We start from the raw sequence: 17,253 nt of genomic DNA, 5'->3' as shown, positions 1-17,253 counted from the left end.
TAAGCATTTAGCTGTTAGCATTTAATATTTTCAATAATCGCTGACTAATAGCTAAAAGCTAATAGCCAACAGCTGACTGGTGCCCACCCTGTAAGTCTTCACAGTGGTACATTTCATCCGCCACAAAAGACGCTTTCTGTGTAGGTGTACCCTTTTTCTTTTCAGTCAGCAATTGCTGGGTAAGACGATTACGTTCTGCGGTGATGCGTTTGCGCAACAGCAGGTCATTATCGCGGTCAAACTCCACGATACCATCTACGATGGTTTTCTCAGCTTTAGCGTAGATGCTCAGCGGGTTATCGCTCCACAGTACCACATCTGCATCTTTCCCTACTTTAATGCTACCCATGCGGTTATCTACATGTAGTAATTTAGCAGGATTGATGGTCACCATTTTAAGAGCGTCTTCTTCACTCACACCACCATATTTGATTGTTTTGGCAGCTTCCTGGTTCAGGCGGCGGGCCATTTCCGCATCATCGGAGTTGATGGCGGTTACTACCCCTACGCCTTGCATGATGGCCGCGTTGTAAGGGATAGCATCCTGTACTTCCATTTTATACGCCCACCAATCGGCGAAGGTGCCTGCACCGGCGCCATGTGCTTTCATTTTATCTGCTACTTTATAGCCTTCCAGGATATGTGTGAAAGTATTCACACGGAAATGGAAGCTGTCTGCCACATGCATCAGCATATTAATTTCGCTCTGTACATAAGAGTGGCAGGTAATAAAACGTTGCTGATGCAAAATCTCTACGAGTGCATCCAGCTCCAGGTCACGGCGTTTGCCGGCGCCTTGTTTTTCATAGTCACGGGCACGGGTAAACGCATCTGTATATATCTGTTCCACTCCCATCCTGGTTTGTGGAAAACGTACGGTATTACGATCGCCCCAGTTGGATTGTTTCACATTTTCACCCAATGCAAATTTGATGAAGGGATCCCAGTTGGTGACTTTCAGGTCTTCCGCATTTTGTCCCCAGCGCAGTTTGATGAGCTGAGATTGCCCGCCGATGGCATTGGCGCTGCCGTGCAATAGATGAGAAGCAGTAACGCCACCACTCAACTGCCGGTAAATGTTGATATCGTCAGGGTTCAATACATCTGCAATCCTTACTTCTGAAGTCACAGACTGTGATGACTCGTTGACGCCTCTGCTGATAGCGATGTGTGAATGTTCGTCAATAATGCCGGCAGACAGGTGCTTACCGGTACCATCAATTACACGGGCGTTGCCGGCAGACAGATTTTTACCTATCTGTGCAATTTTTCCGTTGCGGAGCAAAACATCGGTATTTTCAAGTTTACCTTCTTTTTCGTTGGTCCATACGGTGGCATTTTTGATGAGCAGGTCTTCCTGTTTAGGCAGTTTATCCCAGCCATAGCCATTAAAAGGATACAGTAACGGGCCTAAAGTGATGGCGGCATTCTTCTTTACGGAATCAACTTTCTCCGGTGCTGTTTTCACAAATACGGCCGTCCATTTTACGGTGTTGCCGCTGGTATCAGCGCCGGTACCGGTCCAGTTGCTGCCACTGATGATACCACTCAAACGGATGCTGCTCTTGCTATTTTTTGCCAGCGGCAAAGACATAGACACCAGTTTTCCATTTACATCTATGCGTCCTGGCAGGGTATCTTGCTGCAAAACAGACAGCAATGGTGCGCTGGCAGTACCTCTTACATCCACACTATAGCTGTTGCCTGGTGTAAGCGTCACAGTATAAATACCGCGGATATCATTCCAGCCGTCGGCTTTAATCACATAGCGGTTGCCCTGCACCCAGTTTTGATACAGGATGGTTTTATCGCTGAAAATGGGTCCGGAAGCAATGAGGAAGTTAGCGAGTTTACCGGCTTCCAGGCTACCTACTTTATCATATGCCTTTAAAAGCGTGGCGGGTGTTTTTGTTAATGCTTCCAGTGCTTTTTGTTCACTGAGGCCGTATTCTATGGCTTTGCGTACGTTGGCCATAAATTGTTTAACGTCTTTCAGATCCGCAGCCGTTAAGCAGAAAGGGATATTTGCTTTTTCGAAGGCGCCTGGTTCTGATGGAGCCATTTCCCAGTGTTTCATGTCCGACAGGGATACAAAACGGGCATCGCCCGGATCTTCCATGTCGATAGCGCCGGGGAAGTTCAGCGGCAAAATGAATGTAGCTTTGGTAGCGGCCATTTCAGGGATACGTTGGTATTCGTTACCGCCGGCTTTGATAATGTATTGTACGCCAAATTCATCGCCGATTTTATCTGCCCGGAGTACATCCCATTTATCTGCTGCTTCAAACAGCTGCGGCAGCTGCTGGTTAGCATTCCATGCCTGCAGACTGAGGTTCACACCTTCTTTGGCTGGCTGGGATTTATACCATTGTGCATCCAGGTAAGTTTGGCGCAGCAATGCAATACAGCCCATGAGCGAGTTAGGATAATTTTGGGTAGAAGTACCTTTATCGAAAGAATAGACCGCAGCGGCCTTTTCGCGGATGATCACCTTATTTTCTTTTGCAGTGGCCAGGGTAACCAGGGCCGCAGTGCCACGGGCAATACCGTCCGGCTGCTGGGTAAGTACAGCGCCAAAACCGGCTTCCCGTAATGGAGCGGCTTTACCCTCATCTCCCGAAAACAAATCCACTGCATTTACCTCACTTTTAATAGCCTGGTTCCAGCCATATGCTCCTTTGGTATTAGACAGGAACTGAGGCGCTGCATTCCAGGCGGAGCCGCCTTTTCTCGAATCAGACAGTCCATAACTGCTATAAATATCCACAAAGGAAGGATAAATGTACTTTCCCTTACAATCCAGTATCACTGCATCTTTTGGGATAACAGCAGCAGGACCGGCATCTATCACTTTTCCATCGCGGATCACGAGGGTGGCATTTTGCAGGGTTGTTTGTGCATCCTTTACAATAGTGGCGTGTGTAAAGGCGAAACATCCTTCCCGGGGGTCAGCAATACCGTTTACTGGAAAAGTTTCCTGTGCGCTGGCGTAGGTGCCTGTTGCCAGTAAAGCCAGCAAAAACACCTGACTGCGATACCGGTTCATGGCATAGGTAATACACCGTGATAGCAGGGCCATCCCGGGTTTCTCAAAAGCTCTTTTCATGTAAATCTTTAATTTTTCGGTTCAGATCTAGTTGATTCGTTAAATGTAGTAAATCATTAAGGCGGAGTTTAATAAAACCCGATATTTTTTATGAATGGTAAGGCGATCCTAAAATTTTGGATTCACACGAAAAAGGGATAATTTGACAGGGAATTACATCCTAAGTTTGTTTAAATTCGTTCAATATTTGCTGACTATGAAGTTTATTTCCGTTTATATACAAGTGCTGCTAACCTGTTTTTTTGTAGCCGTTTCGACCACCGCTTTTGCCCAGGTAAAAGATAGCTCCGCTACAACGGGCCGCTGGGGTGTTGAGGGAAGGGCTGATAAAATAACTGATAAAATTTCCCATAAAATCGGGTTGAATAAAGAGCAGTCCAAAAAGATTTATGTAATCAATGAAGATATTGTGCGCCGGATGGATGCGGTAAAAAACAATCCTGCCCTCACTAAAAAAGAGCGGATGACACAGTTCAAAGCATTGGATTCAGAGCGTAGCCAGCGTTTTAAAACCGTGTTTACAGCCGCCCAGTATAAGAAATGGAACGACTGGGAAATGACTAAAAAGGAGCATCTCGAAGAAAAAATGGAAAAGAAGAGAATGAGGAAAGAGGCGAAGAATGCGGCACCGCAACAATAAATAACTTACATTTAAACCTACCGGCAGTGAGTCAACTCACTGCTTTTTTTATTCCCAAAACGGATGACAACAGCGGATATAAAAGATATTTTTTTGCATGCCGTAGCAGCAGTGCATCCGCAGGAGCTGATGCGGAAAAATGTGCAGGTGCAGCCGGGCTCCCGTATAATCACTATTTCGGGAGATGATTATGAGATCCCGGAGGATGGCCGTGTATGGGTCATGGGAGCGGGCAAAGCTGCTGCCGCGATGGCCCAGGAACTGGAGAAAATACTGCTCCCCCATTTCCCCCTGCAAGGAATGGTCATCACCAAATACGGGCATGCGTTACCGTTACAACAGCTCGGATTATTGGAGGCGGGGCATCCGGTACCCGATCAAAACAGTGTAGCCGCTTCCGTTAAACTACAGACCATCGCCGCGCAGGTGCAGCCGTCTGACCTGGTTATTTTCCTTTTATCGGGTGGTGCTTCCGCCCTGCTGGCCGATGTACCGGGGGGCAGTCACCTGGAGGAAGTACAACAACTGTTTGAAGCACTGCTCAAAAGTGGTGCGGATATCCGCGAAATGAATGTGGTCCGCAAACATTTATCGGGTATCAAAGGCGGACAGCTGGCAAAAAGCATATATCCGGCTACGTTATGTACCCTTATCCTGAGCGATGTAGTGGGTGATGATCTGAGTGTGATAGGGTCAGGCCCCACAGTGCCCGACCCGTCTACCTTTGCCGACACGATGGCGGTACTTCTCAAATATCATCTCCCCGAAAAAATATCCGCTGCTCTCCTGCAGCATATCGAAAATGGAGTGGCTGGTGTAATACCGGAAACGCCCAAACCGGGGGATAAGGATTTCGGGCATGTGCATAACTACCTGGCCGGCACCAACCGCATCGCCCTGGAAGCCGCCGCCGGCAAAGCCCGGGAGCTGGGCTATTATCCGTTGCTGTTGTCAGATACTATTAACGGAGATGCACATACTGTGGCTACTTCACTGGTACAAACAGCGCTCGGTTATTCCGGTTCCCTTCCCGCCTGTTTGCTGGCAGGAGGTGAAACCACCGTCACCATCACCGGAAACGGCCTTGGTGGCCGCAATCAGCAGTTGGCGCTGGCAGCAGGTATTGCACTCGCTCACCACCCAACACTCACTTTTTTAAGCGGGGGCACCGATGGCAGCGATGGCCCTACAAATGCGGCAGGGGCTATCGTAGATGCATCTACGATGCAAAATGCCAGAAATATGCAGCTGGATGCAAATAGTTTTTTGCAGAACAATGATGCATGGCATTTCTTCTCAAAAGCAGGCGGGCTAATGATTACAGGGCCTACTCAAACCAATGTAATGGATCTGATGATCCTGCTCATCACCACAGATACCCCCAAAATTTAAAATCAAAGTTTGTATATGTGTGGATAGATTATATTTTTGGGGTTTGGAATTAGAAATTCTGGATTTACTAAACGTATTTGCATTATGCTGAGAATGGAACAGACATGGCGATGGTACGGGCCTAATGATCCGGTAAGCTTGTCTGATATAAAACAGGCAGGAGCTACCGGAATCGTTACTGCATTGCACCATGTACCTAATGGCGCGGTATGGACGAGAGAAGAGATATTAAAGCGGAAAGCCATCATCGAAGCGGCAGGTCTTACCTGGTCAGTCGTAGAAAGTGTGCCGGTACATGAAGATATTAAAACGCAGAGCGGGCGTTTTAGAGATTATATCAACAACTACCAGCAAACCCTGCGTAACCTGGCTGCATGCGACATACGTACGGTAACGTACAATTTCATGCCTGTACTGGACTGGACCCGCACAGACCTTTCTTACACCGTAGAAGACGGCTCCAAAGCATTGCGCTTTGAAAAAGCAGCCTTCATGGCGTTCGACCTGTTCATGTTGCAAAGACCAGATGCAGAAAAAGATTACAGTGACGATGACATTGCACGTGCGAAAGAGCATTTCGACAGCATGACCGATGAAGATCGTACCCTGTTACAAAAAAATATTATTGCCGGATTACCCGGATCTGAAGAAAGCTTTACGCTGCAACAGTTCCAGGCGGCATTAGATAAATACAAAGGCATTGATGCCACCCAGCTGAAACTGCACCTGTTCTATTTCCTCCAGCAAATAGTACCTATTGCAGAAGAAGCAGGGGTAAAACTGGCCATCCATCCGGATGATCCTCCATTTCCTATCTTCGGACTGCCACGCGTGGTAAGCACGGAGCAGGATGCCCGGGAACTGCTGATAGCAGCACCTTATGCGTCTAATGGCCTGTGCTTCTGCACAGGTTCCTATGGGGTACGGGCCGACAATGATCTGCCGGGCATGATAGAACGCCTGGGCGATCATATTCACTTCATCCATCTCCGCAGCACACAGCGGGATGCATTGGGCAACTTCCACGAAGCTAACCACCTGGAAGGCGACGTAGATATGTTTGCTGTAGTGAAAAACATCCTCACCACCATGAAACGCCGCAATGTTTCCATTCCTATGCGACCGGATCATGGACACCAGATGCTGGATGACCTCCATAAAAAAACCAATCCTGGCTACAGCGCCATCGGCCGTTTACGCGGCCTGGCAGAGCTGCGTGGCCTGGAAATGGGCATCGCGGGGGCTTTAGGCTCTGATTGACTGACATCTACCAGCATCAGGTCTGCACAACGAGTAAAGGTGGGGATAAGCAATACCATCGTCGGACTGAGATGCTACACCAGAGCAGAAAGCGTATTTGAACACATACCGTAATGGCTGATTACGCGTACAAATGACACTGCTTCGTTAAAATATAAAAGACCCACCCATCACGGTTGGGTCTTTCTTTTTATAATCGAAAAAATCACTGCTTTTTTGTAGCATTGCATCAGGATACGAGATTTTATCAACTGTACACTTTTACTAAACCTACAATACGATGAGCGCAACTGTCGATGCGAGATACGAGGCATGCCTGGCCAAAAGACCTGATAGCCTCGCCCGCCTGATTAACTTGTTCAAAAAAGATATAGACCTGCGTATTACCCAAAGAATCCAGGAACGCGGATACAAGAATTTTAAATTGGGAGACATGGTATTACTGGTGCATATAGATGCACAAGGCACTATCAACAACGACCTCGCCAGAAAGGCACGTATCAGCAAACAAGCCATGAGTAAGGTGGTGAAAAACCTGGAAGCAGAAAACTATATCAGCACCCGCAAACACGATACTGATAACCGCGCCAGCATCATTTTCCTCACAGAAAAAGGAAAAGAATTTATGATCAGCGTGTATGAAGGGGTAGATGAAATACAGGCGTTGTATGAAAGCATTATCGGAACCGACGCACTCACAGAACTGAAAGCCATCCTCAAAAAATTAAATGCAGGTTTAAAATTGGATTGATCTGCGGGTTATTTCATGCTTACATAATACCTGTTCGCACTATCTTTCACGATAGGCACATTCAGCATTGTACGTAATATGACCAGTGTTTCATCAGCAGATTTATTTTCGAAATCTGCGGTGAGCCTGCGTTTATATAGATTACCCGCCGAAGGTGGCACCAGGATTTCCAGACCGTAGTAGCCATTCACTGCATCCAGCACTTCTTCCAGCGGAATATTTCGAAACTTCAGGTGCCCCGTTTTCCAGGCCAGCTGCGACTGACTTTTTACCGTTTTCTTCTGTAATGGATGATGCAGTTCCCGTTTTGCCTGCATATTGGCCGTTAGCTGCATCTTATTGCCCTTATCCGGCACGAGGGTAACTCTTCCCTTCACCACGAATACCTGGGATAGCGTAGCCGTTTTATGCACATTAAATGCGGCATTCGAAGTATATAACACAGTGTGCTCATCCAGCTGCATGCGGATACGCGCAGGTCGACTGATTTCAAAATAGGCGTCACCATTCACCATCTGCAGCTGTGGTGTTACATCAAACTTAGCCGCATAGGAAATCGCTGTTTCCTTATTGGTGATGACCCGGCTATCCTTTGCCAGGCGTAGGGTATCAATATGGCCGGTATGATTAACGTAGTGCAACATGCTGCCCTCGGGACGCCATTTATAAAAAATAAATCCGGCCAGAGCGAGTACAATAACTGTTGCCAAAACTACCCACTTCGGGTGAAAAGAGCGGGCCTTAGGTTCCCGCAACACAGGAACAACAGGAGTGGCAGGTATAACAACAACAGGAATGCCTTCCCCCAGCCAGTCGGTCAACCGCCGTTCCACATACGCCGCCTGCTCAGGACCAGCAGCGATCAGCGCAGCTATTTGTTCCTGTAAAAGCGGGTCTTGCGGAGACTGTATATATCTTGATATCAGGTCACTGACATCCTGCTGCGGTTGATACATATTAAATGGGTACTGTCGGCTATAGCTGGTATGTCCGGCAAGATACTTAACTTCCATACAAGTTCCGCCGCACAGGCATCGCATTTGCAGACAGAATAAATAATTAGGTCACTTCGGCAAGGTTTAATATTTTTAGTAAAGACGAACAAGGCAAAAACAATATGTATGTCACCTGAACCTTTAATTCATAACGACCAGGAATATATTGAGGGATTGCTTCACCATCAGCCAGCAGTAATAGAAAGTATTTATCAGCGGTTTGCTTCCAAGGAAAAGCGATTTATTCTCCAAAAAAGCGGTCATGTAAAAGATGCCGCCCATATCTTTGAAGAAGCCCTCATGGATATCTACTATTTTGCCCGCCGTCACCCTCTCAAAGTAACCGACTTCGAACCCTTTCTGCAACTATTGTGCAAGCGCGTCTGGGAACAGGAACTGGAAAGACGGGGACAGCGTATCCCGGGACTGGAAGCAGAAGAATTGTCTACCATGAGCAGGGATGATATCCAGGATGTGGAAGACGTACTGAAAGAAGGAGAAAAAAGAAGACTGGCCTATCACTACTACCTCGCATTATCCGATGAATGCAAAGAACTGCTCCGTTGGTCGCTGACTGAGGGCTGCCTGCAGGAAGACATTGCTGCTGAAACTAAAATACCCGTTGCTGAATTACCCGAACGCAGAACTGCCTGCTTCCGCAGCCTGTTCAGAGATATCGATACAAAACTGAAAGCCAACAGTCTTTCTGAAAAAGACCTGCTGGAAACAGACCGCTTCCTGAGCGCACAAATGAGTGAGGCAGACCGCAAAGCATTCACAGAACGCTTGCAAACAGATGCATTGCTGAATCAACAGGTGAAAAGATTTGATGTCGTCCGGCAGTTGCTGGCACAAAAAATATGTAGTGATACCAGCAGAGATGAACTGCAACATCTGTTGTTTACCCACCGCAATGCCTGGTATACCCTGAAAGACAACTCCACCATTCCCATTCGTAATTACGTGATACTGACAGCAATGATAGCAGCAGCCATGGCAATCCTGCTGTATGTGAGTCCGTGGAGTAAAAATATTTACCGGCAGTTTGCTTCTACAGAAATGCAGATACCGGATATCGACAGTTTACGCCTGCCGGAAGAAGCCATTATACAGTTTAACCACGGCCATTTCAATGAAGCCGTTGTATTGCTGAACAATGCACTCAACATCAATCCGGGCAACTTATACGCCCGCTATTATCGTGGTGTAGCGCTGATAGACCAAAACCAGCTGGAAAATGCACGTAAAGATCTCCTCACTGTTTATAACAACAGCGGCGATCTTCGTAATGAAGCAGCCTTTTATATGGCATTGAGTTATCTGAAAGAAGGGCGCAAGCAACAATGCCTGGAGTGGCTGTTGAAAATTCCACCCGGTGCCCCTAATTACCTCAAAGTGCAGAAACTGATAGAAGAATTAAAATAATTAACTCAGGTATTGTCCTTTACTACAATGGATAATATTTTCCACTTCTCCTTTAATCAATTCATAAACAGGTGCCTTATCTGTTTTAATACGTACCAATTGTTGTAATACCAGGAAGTAAATTTCACCTCTGTTACAGCCGTCAATCTGGGCTTTAAGAATGTTATGCTTTACCTCTTGACAACCGGTGGCATCCAGTTTCTGGTAAATTACATACAAGTCGTCCATCCAACTCATATCTCTAAAGTTTAAACATAGTGTATAGTCCCCTAAAGTTAAGCATTTACATTAACAAAATATACCATCCGAATCTTAATTAATTGTAAATTCTAAAGTGCTCAGAACCAGATCACAGGGTTCCTTACAGGGAGGTTACGTAACACTTCTTCTTCCCGGGGATCAGGGTCCAGGGACAGCCATAAACGGTAATATTCACCATTTTTCAGGGCAGCAGCGCCAAAAATGAGGAATGGCTGCGCTACCGGCCAGTTATTCCAGTACATCACATCATGGGCATAAGGCCAGCCATTTTTATTTTTTACATAGGGAGACAGGAATGCCATGCCTTTGCCGATGTTCCGGCCATTTTCCAGGGTATACTGCCACAGGTCATTTTCTTTAGTGCTCAGCAACTGGCAAACAGTGCTCATAGCATCCAGGTTAAACAGCGAGTAACCGTAAGGTTTAGTACGTTTCAACTCCCGCGGAAAACTGCCATCAGCTGCCATTTGCCCTGGCAGCAATACCGTTTTATACCGGTTTATACAAAAGTCCATCAGCTCCCGGTTGTTCACAAACCGGGCAAAAGCTGCTACCTGCATCACCCAACATGTACCATGATTGTTGGCAGCATTCATTTCATCTTTGCCATAAGGATGCGTGGTAAGCCATTCCAGGTAAGTACTAAACCAGTCTTTGAAAGCTTGCAGATCAGCGGGTGGAATAGCTCCCGCCTTTTCCATAATGCTTAATGCCTGCACTACTTCCATCAGGTGAATAGTATCGATAATACCAATGCCCCTGCCGGTAGCCCTTCCTTTTATTGCCTGTGCATATAACAGGGAAGGATTCATGCGGGTAGCACTATCTTCAAACCAGGCCTTTGCATGCAACAGTGCATGTTGCAGATAGGTATTGTCTTTCGTAGCCACATACCCCGCTGCCAGTGCGCCCATTACGCGACTCAACTTTATCATCGCCAGCCGGTGCGCAACAAAATTGTCGGGGTTGCTTTGTCCATCCCTTTGAATGTAAGGACTATCCGGATGCGCCGGATCCGGCCACCAGTAATCTCCTTCAGAATAAAAATCATGCAAACCGCCCGCACTCCGATCGCAACGGAAAGCCGTAATTGTTTCCGGCGCCTGCTGCAGAGCCCATTTGGCACGGGCTACAATAGCGGGACGGGTATCTTTTATTAGCTGCTTCACGAAAGGCGATTGTGCATTGGCAGCATACGTTACACTTAACAACAATGCCAACAGCCAGGTAGTATGTTTACGCATGGCCCTATTTTTTTGGGGTTAATGATAATACGCGTCCATCATGGCCGGCTAATTCCAGGGCGAAATTGCCACTGAAGCTACCTAACACCTTGCCTGTCCAATAGTCTGTTACCTCGTACGTTTTATCGAGTTTTACGGATATTTTTTTGGGAGATGACTGCCAGTTGAGTAAGATCACCTGTTGTCCTCCCGCTGTAGTGACCCTTCCGGTTTCGAAATCTGTATTTTCAAAAGCGGCTGCTTTAGCGGTTGGTGGCACTGCTTTCCTCAAAACGTTTAGTCGTTCGGGTGATATTTTAGTAAGGTCATCTCCACTCAGCAACATACCACCTGTAGCGTATAATAAAGCAGCATGGAAGTTAAATTCATTAGCCGGCATGGCGCCTGTTAACACCAGGCAATCCGGATCATTCCACCACAAACGGCCATTCTGCCAGGCACGATAAAGGTTTTCGCGGCCCGAGCGTTCAAACACCGTCCAGTTACGCTTGATATCCATAGAACTGCGGCTGCCATGTACCAGGCCTAAAGAAGGCCACAGCGGATGATTACAGCCCAGTAAAAATGCATCTTTGCTTCCTTTGATCACTGCTTCCATGCCACGACGATAAGCTTCCACACGGGTAGCCTGCTTATCGTAAAAATAGCCCCCATGAATAGCGCCCCAGAAATTGGCGTCCAGCTTAAAATAAGTAACACCCCAGTCGTTGCGCATGGTGCGGAACAACTGCTCCAGGTGCTGCTGTACCGCCGGGTTTGTACCATCCAGTACATACCATGGCTTCCAGCGCCAGCCACCAAAAGTAACCAGGTCACTGCGCAACGGTGCGCCAGTCGCATCTTTTACCAGCCAGTCTTTATGATTTTTATAGATGGTCGAATTGCTGTCGCATATAAATGGCGCCACCCAGATAGCCGGTTCAAATCCTTTGTCACGGATACTGCGAAGTACCTGCTGTACATTACCACCAAAGGAATTACCCACTTCCAGCCAGTCGCCCATATGCGGCTGATATCCATCATCGATTTGTATATACTTTAATGCCGGGATATTATTTTTGATATAATCCAGGTTATCATAAATATTCTGCGCCGTTACTTTAGGACCGAAGCAATACCAGGAACACCAACCGGTAGGTGGTTGTTTAAATTCCAGGCGGGGATGAAAATGATGGATACGATCTGCAAAACGATCCAGCAACTGATTACCATCTTTGCCGGTGCCCAGCATCAGCTCTTCCAGGTTAAAAGTGGTGCCAGGTAACAATTCCAGGTTCTCCAGGTCCGTCACTACTTTAATGGTATCGGCAGATAAATAAAACTTGCCTACAAAGCGTTTGCCGGAAGTATATCCCAATAGCAACTGTACATCGCCGGCAGGATATAAACGCAACAGGTTATATACGGCCAGGTAGCCATCCGGTTGTGGTATTTTGTAATGCCCTGCATCTGTGTAGTTCCCCAGATTTTCCGGCTTAGCCAGTGTACCGGCTGTTTGAGTCAGCATCTGAAAGCCTTCTGCGTAAAAAGGTGTAGCCGCCGGAAGTATTTTACCCACAGCGCCTGTGATCACTTCTTTCAATCGCACGGGTGTACTACCGGTATTGACTACACGCACTTCGCATAGCTCTCCTTTCCAGTTACGGATCACTTTAATAAATGAAGGCGCCGGGCGACCATCAGCGGTATACGCCACCGGCGTACTATTTTTCAATGCCTGTACAAACCGCTCCGGATCTCCTGCCATGGCTGTGATAGCACTGCACAGCAAACAACACAGTAAAAGCAAGTTGCATTTTTTCATCGTGGATATTATTTTGGTTGCATTGTTAATTCAAATAATTTCATCAACTCACTCCCTCTAATTTCATTCGCCCTGATAGTTATTTCATACTCACCTGCAGGGAGATAAATTGCCTTCAATGGTTTCACTATTACTTTTGCCGGCTGAACATCTTCGGTAATAACGTTATCGCCTACACGAATACTGTAATTCCCTGCTGCTGACTGATCCGCAGTATACTTTATACCGAGCTGATAAGTGGCGTCTTTCACTGTACGAACTTTCCAACTCACGTATTGCGTGGTATCTTTCCAGTTATGTACGAAATACGCGGCCTTCTTGCCATCGCCGTTCTGCCAGCCACGACCATGAAGTATGCCGTCAAATGCCCTCAATACGTTAGTAATATCCTGTGTATCCAGCACACGCACCGTATCTGTTTTAATACCTTCCATTTCCAGCACTACCACGCTGCTAATGCTATCTGGTGCTGCTGCAGGCACGGTTATTAAGATGTCCTTTGCATTTTTACGTTGTACCGGTAACGCTTTTTTAGTGCTGTCACTTAGCAGGTAAGCCTTACTCACCTTACTTTCCAGACCACCTACATAAAGGGCCGTCCGCCAGTCGAAAACGTGCAGGTATAATTTGTTGCCCTTGAGGGTGCTTTCGCCCCAGGGCTGCACCGGCAGCGGGCTACTGCTGCTGCCGTAAATACTTTCTCCGTTCTGTTGCATCCAGCTACCAATGGTATGCAGTATGATCGTGTCCCGCGGATCAATACTGCCATCTCCTTCTGGTCCGATGTTCATGAGCAGATTCCCTCCCCTGTCTGCCGCCTTAGCCAGCAAACGGATAAAGAAAGAAGCGGGTTTATGACTGCTGTCATATTTTGAGTAACCGTAGGATTCATTGGTGGTGGGAATCGCCTCCCAGTCACCGGTAACGGGATAAAACTCCGCGGGTCTGTCGGAAGTATTGATATAATCCCCAAAAGAAATATGGCTACTCCTGGCCAAACGACCATTCACCACTACATTTTTATCCACTGCACGGATAGCCTGTAATACCCGGATGTTTTCACTCAGTGGTAATTTATGTGGTGTATCAAACCATAAAATATCCGGATGATATCTTTTGAGCAATTCTACAATCTGCGGGATCGCTTTTTCATTCACATACTTCACTGCTTTAGGCAGCAGCTCGGGATGTGCATCATACCAGGTGGTGCCACCATACAGGTTTTTATCTCCTCCCGGATTTTTATAATCCCAGTCATTACCCGGCGCATCAGGATGCTCCCAGTCGAACGCATGGGAGTAGTAAAAACCGAAGTGGATGCCATACTTTTTACACGCGGCAGACAGCGCCGCCAGTGGGTCCTGTTGAATATGATAATTCCCGATGGCGGTAGGATACATGGCTACTCCATCATGATGCTTGGCGGTGATGATCAGGTATTTCATGCCTGCCGCTTTAATCATGCGTACCCAGGCTTCAGCATTGAAGTGAACAGGGTCAAATGTTTTTATCAACTGATCGGCGTACTCCTGCCGGCTGATCTTTTCTTTTCTCATCAGGTGCTCTGCATAGCCATCCACCTTCTTTCCTTTCCATTCTCCACCAGCAGCAGAGTATACTCCCCAGTGAATAAAGCAGCCAAACTTAGCCTCCCGCCACCAGGCAATACGTGCATCATGATTTTTCATAGATGCTTTCCACCAGCCATTCACAGCAGTACTCACTGCGATGCTGTCGCGTGTAGCGGCGCGCTGTGTCAGTATGCCTTCATCATCTCCTTTTACCTGCGCTACAGCAGAATAAGCTATCACGCTAACGGCTACACTCAGTAGCCCTTTCCTGATACTCATAAAATATGATAAGTTTTACCAGGTGCAGTTGAAATATCATACTCAAATACTTTTTCCAACTGCAACACTGGCAATTTCGTTGGGTCTTTTACTACCGTTTTGCCTGGCACCTGTAATTGGTAGAATGGGTTATCATTGGTACCCACTGCAGCTTTCGCCGGTTTACCATCTACTCTCACCGCAATGCGTGTACGAATACGGCAATTACCACCCAAAGCAGATCTGATGACGGCATGGGTGAGTTGTCCGTTTTTCCACTCCATATCTACTTCAAAGCCTCCCCTCGCTTTCAGTCCCTTTACGTTCCCGGCAGGCCATGCATCCGGCAGTGCAGGCAACAGGTATATTACGCCGTCATGACTTTGCAGCAACATTTCCGTAATACCAGAGGTCACACCAAAATTGCCATCTATCTGGAACGGGGGATGTGCATCAAACAGGTTAGGATAAGAACCTCCGCTGTTATCCGCTACACTCACGGTTTGTCCACCAGCAAGGAATAATTGTTTGTTTAACATGGTATAAGCATGGTTGCCGTCTTCCAGCCGCGCCCACCAGTTAATTTTCCACGACTTAGACCAGCCGGTACCACCATCGCCGCGCAATAATAAACTACGTTTAGCCGCAGCCGCGAGTATGCTATCCCTGCGTGGAGAAATGAAATTACCCGGAAACAGGCCATACAAATGAGATACGTGACGATGGGTGTCCTGCGGATCATCCCAGTCTTTGTACCACTCCTGCAATTGACCATACTGCCCCGTATGAAAAGGATACATTTCGGACATGGTTTGTTTGATACGTGCTACCAGTAGCGCATCCTGCTGTAATACTGTAGCGGCTTGTATGGTGTTGTTAAACAAGTCATGAATGATCGACAGGTCCATGGTAGAAGCAATGCTCACCGTACCGGTAGCTTTGCCATCGATACGGAAGTTATTTTCCGGAGAAGTAGAAGGATTGGTCACCCATTGTCCGGCTTCGTTTTTCACCAGCCAGTCCAGCATAAATTCCGCAGCACCTTTCAGATCGGGATACATTTGCTGCAGCGCCTTTTTATCACCTGTAAACTGGTAATGTTCCCACAGGTGGCGACTAAGCCAGGCGCCGCCCATAGGCCAGATAGCCCATTTGGGATTACCGTTGGGGTCTTTGAAATCTATGCCGCCAGCGGGATTGGTCATATTCCAGATGTCTGAATTATGATGCGCGGTCCAACCTTTTGCGCCGTAGTTAACGGCAGCGGTTACACGTCCGCTCTGCGAAAGCTTATTAATAAACTGAAATAAAGGAATACCGCAATCTGATAAGTTAGCCGTTTCAGATGGCCAGTAGTTCATTTCAGTATTAATGTTAATTGTATAGTTAGATCCCCATGGCGGTTGCATTTCCTTATTCCACAATCCTTGCAGATTCATAGCCGGTCCGCCTTTACGGGAACCCGCTATCATCAGGTAGCGGCCATATTGATACAACAGCGTGGTTAACTGTGGATCCCGGTTACCACCATGCTCCGTGTATACTTTCAGACGTTCGTCTGTAGGCAGCGTTGCATCACGGTCTACACCCAGGTTGATAGCTACGCGGTTAAATAATGCGGTATAGTCTTTCAAATGTGCCTGCAGCAACTGTGCATAATTGCCCACTTTCAGCAGTGGCGCAGCTGCGGCGGCATGCTCATCGTTACCATTGGGTTGGCCATCTTTAAAGCTCGTCCCAACAGATAATAACAACAGGGCTTCTGTAGCGCCGGATATATGTACACCAGCGGTATCTGTTTTTACCTGTCCACCGCTAACACGGGCATCCAGGTGTACTTCATAATTAATACCTTTTTCGCCATACACGATCTGTTTAGACTCATAAGGTCTGGCGGCCACATATTCCGGACATCTGCCTTTCATCACCAGGTAATGATTATTCAGTACGCTATTGGTATGCGGCATGCCGTTGGCAAAACGGGTACTGAAATTTAGTTGTCCGGCTTTACCGGCAGTATAGCGTATCACCAGCAGTTGTTGTGGATAGCTGGAAAATACTTCTCTCGTATATGCGATGCCGTTAGCCACATAGCTTACCCGTGCTATTCCTTTATTCAGGTCCAGTTCGCGCTTATATTGTATTGCTTCCTGTGGTATATCGTTATCAATCAGCAGGCTGCCCAGCGTAAGATAACGGGCACTATAGGTACCCATCATTTTTTTTGCCAGCACATTCGCCTCTGTATATTTCTCTTCAAACAACAGTTTACGCATTTCCGGCAGTGTTTCTTTTGCCTGCGGATTGTTGCCATCACGGGGCACGCCTGACCAGAGATAGCCTTCATTCAGTTGCAGTTCTTCCTGTTGCACGCCACCAAACATCATGGCGCCGATACGGCCGTTTCCTACCGGTAATGCCTCTACCCAGTTTTGGGCAGGCTGTTTATACCAGAGTTTCAGCAGAGAGTCTTCAGGTGGCGCGGCATAGGTGTTGCGCGCAAAAAGCATTACAGCAGATGCTAACAGATACTTTATCATTAATTC

The 17,253-nt window shown here is 47.2% G+C and carries 12 protein-coding genes; 5 read left to right on the top strand and 7 right to left on the bottom strand.

Annotation, left to right across the window (positions count from 1 at the left end; genetic code table 11):
* Positions 1 to 58: 58 nt before the first annotated feature.
* Positions 59 to 3,106 (bottom strand): amidohydrolase family protein, encoded by a 3,048-nt coding sequence (locus AC1DCV_RS00520; protein WP_477021377.1) that lies wholly within the window; start codon positions 3,104 to 3,106, stop codon positions 59 to 61.
* Positions 3,107 to 3,302: 196 nt separating this feature from the next.
* Here AC1DCV_RS00520 and AC1DCV_RS00515 point away from each other — a divergent pair, with 196 nt between their 5' ends.
* The 4 genes from AC1DCV_RS00515 to AC1DCV_RS00500 all read left to right on the top strand — a co-directional run bounded on the left by AC1DCV_RS00515 (position 3,303) and on the right by AC1DCV_RS00500 (position 7,149).
* Positions 3,303 to 3,746: a hypothetical protein gene (locus AC1DCV_RS00515; protein ID WP_477021376.1), complete on the top strand. Its 444-nt coding sequence runs from the start codon at positions 3,303 to 3,305 to the stop codon at positions 3,744 to 3,746.
* A gap of 63 nt (positions 3,747 to 3,809) precedes the next feature.
* On the top strand, positions 3,810 to 5,138 hold the full coding sequence (locus tag AC1DCV_RS00510) for a glycerate kinase type-2 family protein (protein ID WP_477021375.1): 1,329 nt from the start codon (positions 3,810 to 3,812) through the stop codon (positions 5,136 to 5,138).
* 84 nt (positions 5,139 to 5,222) lie between these two features.
* On the top strand, positions 5,223 to 6,398 hold the full coding sequence (gene uxuA / locus AC1DCV_RS00505; RefSeq protein WP_477021374.1) for a mannonate dehydratase: 1,176 nt from the start codon (positions 5,223 to 5,225) through the stop codon (positions 6,396 to 6,398).
* Between the two features lie 280 nt (positions 6,399 to 6,678).
* On the top strand, positions 6,679 to 7,149 hold the full coding sequence (locus tag AC1DCV_RS00500; protein WP_477021373.1) for a MarR family winged helix-turn-helix transcriptional regulator: 471 nt from the start codon (positions 6,679 to 6,681) through the stop codon (positions 7,147 to 7,149).
* 8 nt (positions 7,150 to 7,157) lie between these two features.
* Here the strand turns inward: AC1DCV_RS00500 and AC1DCV_RS00495 are convergent, their stop codons facing one another.
* Positions 7,158 to 8,162 carry a FecR family protein gene (locus AC1DCV_RS00495; protein WP_477021372.1) on the bottom strand — a complete coding sequence of 335 codons (1,005 nt, stop codon included), beginning with the start codon at positions 8,160 to 8,162 and terminating at the stop codon, positions 7,158 to 7,160.
* Positions 8,163 to 8,270: 108 nt separating this feature from the next.
* On the opposite strand from AC1DCV_RS00495, the gene AC1DCV_RS00490 reads away from it, so the two are divergent.
* The gene (locus AC1DCV_RS00490) at positions 8,271 to 9,569 is read left to right on the top strand and encodes a hypothetical protein (RefSeq protein ID WP_477021371.1); all 1,299 of its coding nucleotides are present in this window, start codon (positions 8,271 to 8,273) and stop codon (positions 9,567 to 9,569) included.
* Here the strand turns inward: AC1DCV_RS00490 and AC1DCV_RS00485 are convergent, their stop codons facing one another.
* The 5 genes from AC1DCV_RS00485 to AC1DCV_RS00465 form a co-directional block, all read right to left on the bottom strand.
* A complete protein-coding gene (locus tag AC1DCV_RS00485; protein ID WP_441572738.1) occupies positions 9,570 to 9,806 on the bottom strand; it encodes a hypothetical protein in 237 nt (78 codons plus the stop codon). It lies immediately after the preceding gene.
* Between the two features lie 101 nt (positions 9,807 to 9,907).
* Complete coding sequence (locus AC1DCV_RS00480; protein ID WP_477021370.1) at positions 9,908 to 11,074, bottom strand: alginate lyase family protein; 1,167 nt, start codon at positions 11,072 to 11,074, stop codon at positions 9,908 to 9,910.
* Between the two features lie 4 nt (positions 11,075 to 11,078).
* Positions 11,079 to 12,878 (bottom strand): alpha-galactosidase, encoded by a 1,800-nt coding sequence (locus tag AC1DCV_RS00475; protein WP_477021369.1) that lies wholly within the window; start codon positions 12,876 to 12,878, stop codon positions 11,079 to 11,081.
* A gap of 8 nt (positions 12,879 to 12,886) precedes the next feature.
* The gene (locus AC1DCV_RS00470) at positions 12,887 to 14,728 is read right to left on the bottom strand and encodes an alpha-L-fucosidase (protein WP_477021368.1); all 1,842 of its coding nucleotides are present in this window, start codon (positions 14,726 to 14,728) and stop codon (positions 12,887 to 12,889) included.
* Entirely contained in the window at positions 14,725 to 17,247 is a 2,523-nt protein-coding gene (locus AC1DCV_RS00465; RefSeq protein ID WP_477021367.1) for a glycoside hydrolase family 95 protein, read from the bottom strand. The genes AC1DCV_RS00470 and AC1DCV_RS00465 overlap by 4 nt, the downstream gene beginning before the upstream one ends.
* Positions 17,248 to 17,253: the final 6 nt, after the last annotated feature.

The sequence above is a fragment of the Chitinophaga sp. 10T418 genome, from assembly GCF_056394125.1.
Note: the sequence above shows the minus strand (reverse complement) of the source record. Positions and strands in the feature narration are given on the sequence as shown.

Coding starts and splice junctions, on each gene's coding strand:
- AC1DCV_RS00520 (WP_477021377.1), bottom strand. CDS start 3,106: ATGAAAAGAGCTTTTGAGAAACCCGGGATGGCCCTGCTATCACGGTGT.
- AC1DCV_RS00515 (WP_477021376.1), top strand. CDS start 3,303: ATGAAGTTTATTTCCGTTTATATACAAGTGCTGCTAACCTGTTTTTTT.
- AC1DCV_RS00510 (WP_477021375.1), top strand. CDS start 3,810: ATGACAACAGCGGATATAAAAGATATTTTTTTGCATGCCGTAGCAGCA.
- uxuA (WP_477021374.1), top strand. CDS start 5,223: ATGCTGAGAATGGAACAGACATGGCGATGGTACGGGCCTAATGATCCG.
- AC1DCV_RS00500 (WP_477021373.1), top strand. CDS start 6,679: ATGAGCGCAACTGTCGATGCGAGATACGAGGCATGCCTGGCCAAAAGA.
- AC1DCV_RS00495 (WP_477021372.1), bottom strand. CDS start 8,162: ATGGAAGTTAAGTATCTTGCCGGACATACCAGCTATAGCCGACAGTAC.
- AC1DCV_RS00490 (WP_477021371.1), top strand. CDS start 8,271: ATGTCACCTGAACCTTTAATTCATAACGACCAGGAATATATTGAGGGA.
- AC1DCV_RS00485 (WP_441572738.1), bottom strand. CDS start 9,806: ATGAGTTGGATGGACGACTTGTATGTAATTTACCAGAAACTGGATGCC.
- AC1DCV_RS00480 (WP_477021370.1), bottom strand. CDS start 11,074: ATGCGTAAACATACTACCTGGCTGTTGGCATTGTTGTTAAGTGTAACG.
- AC1DCV_RS00475 (WP_477021369.1), bottom strand. CDS start 12,878: ATGAAAAAATGCAACTTGCTTTTACTGTGTTGTTTGCTGTGCAGTGCT.
- AC1DCV_RS00470 (WP_477021368.1), bottom strand. CDS start 14,728: ATGAGTATCAGGAAAGGGCTACTGAGTGTAGCCGTTAGCGTGATAGCT.
- AC1DCV_RS00465 (WP_477021367.1), bottom strand. CDS start 17,247: ATGATAAAGTATCTGTTAGCATCTGCTGTAATGCTTTTTGCGCGCAAC.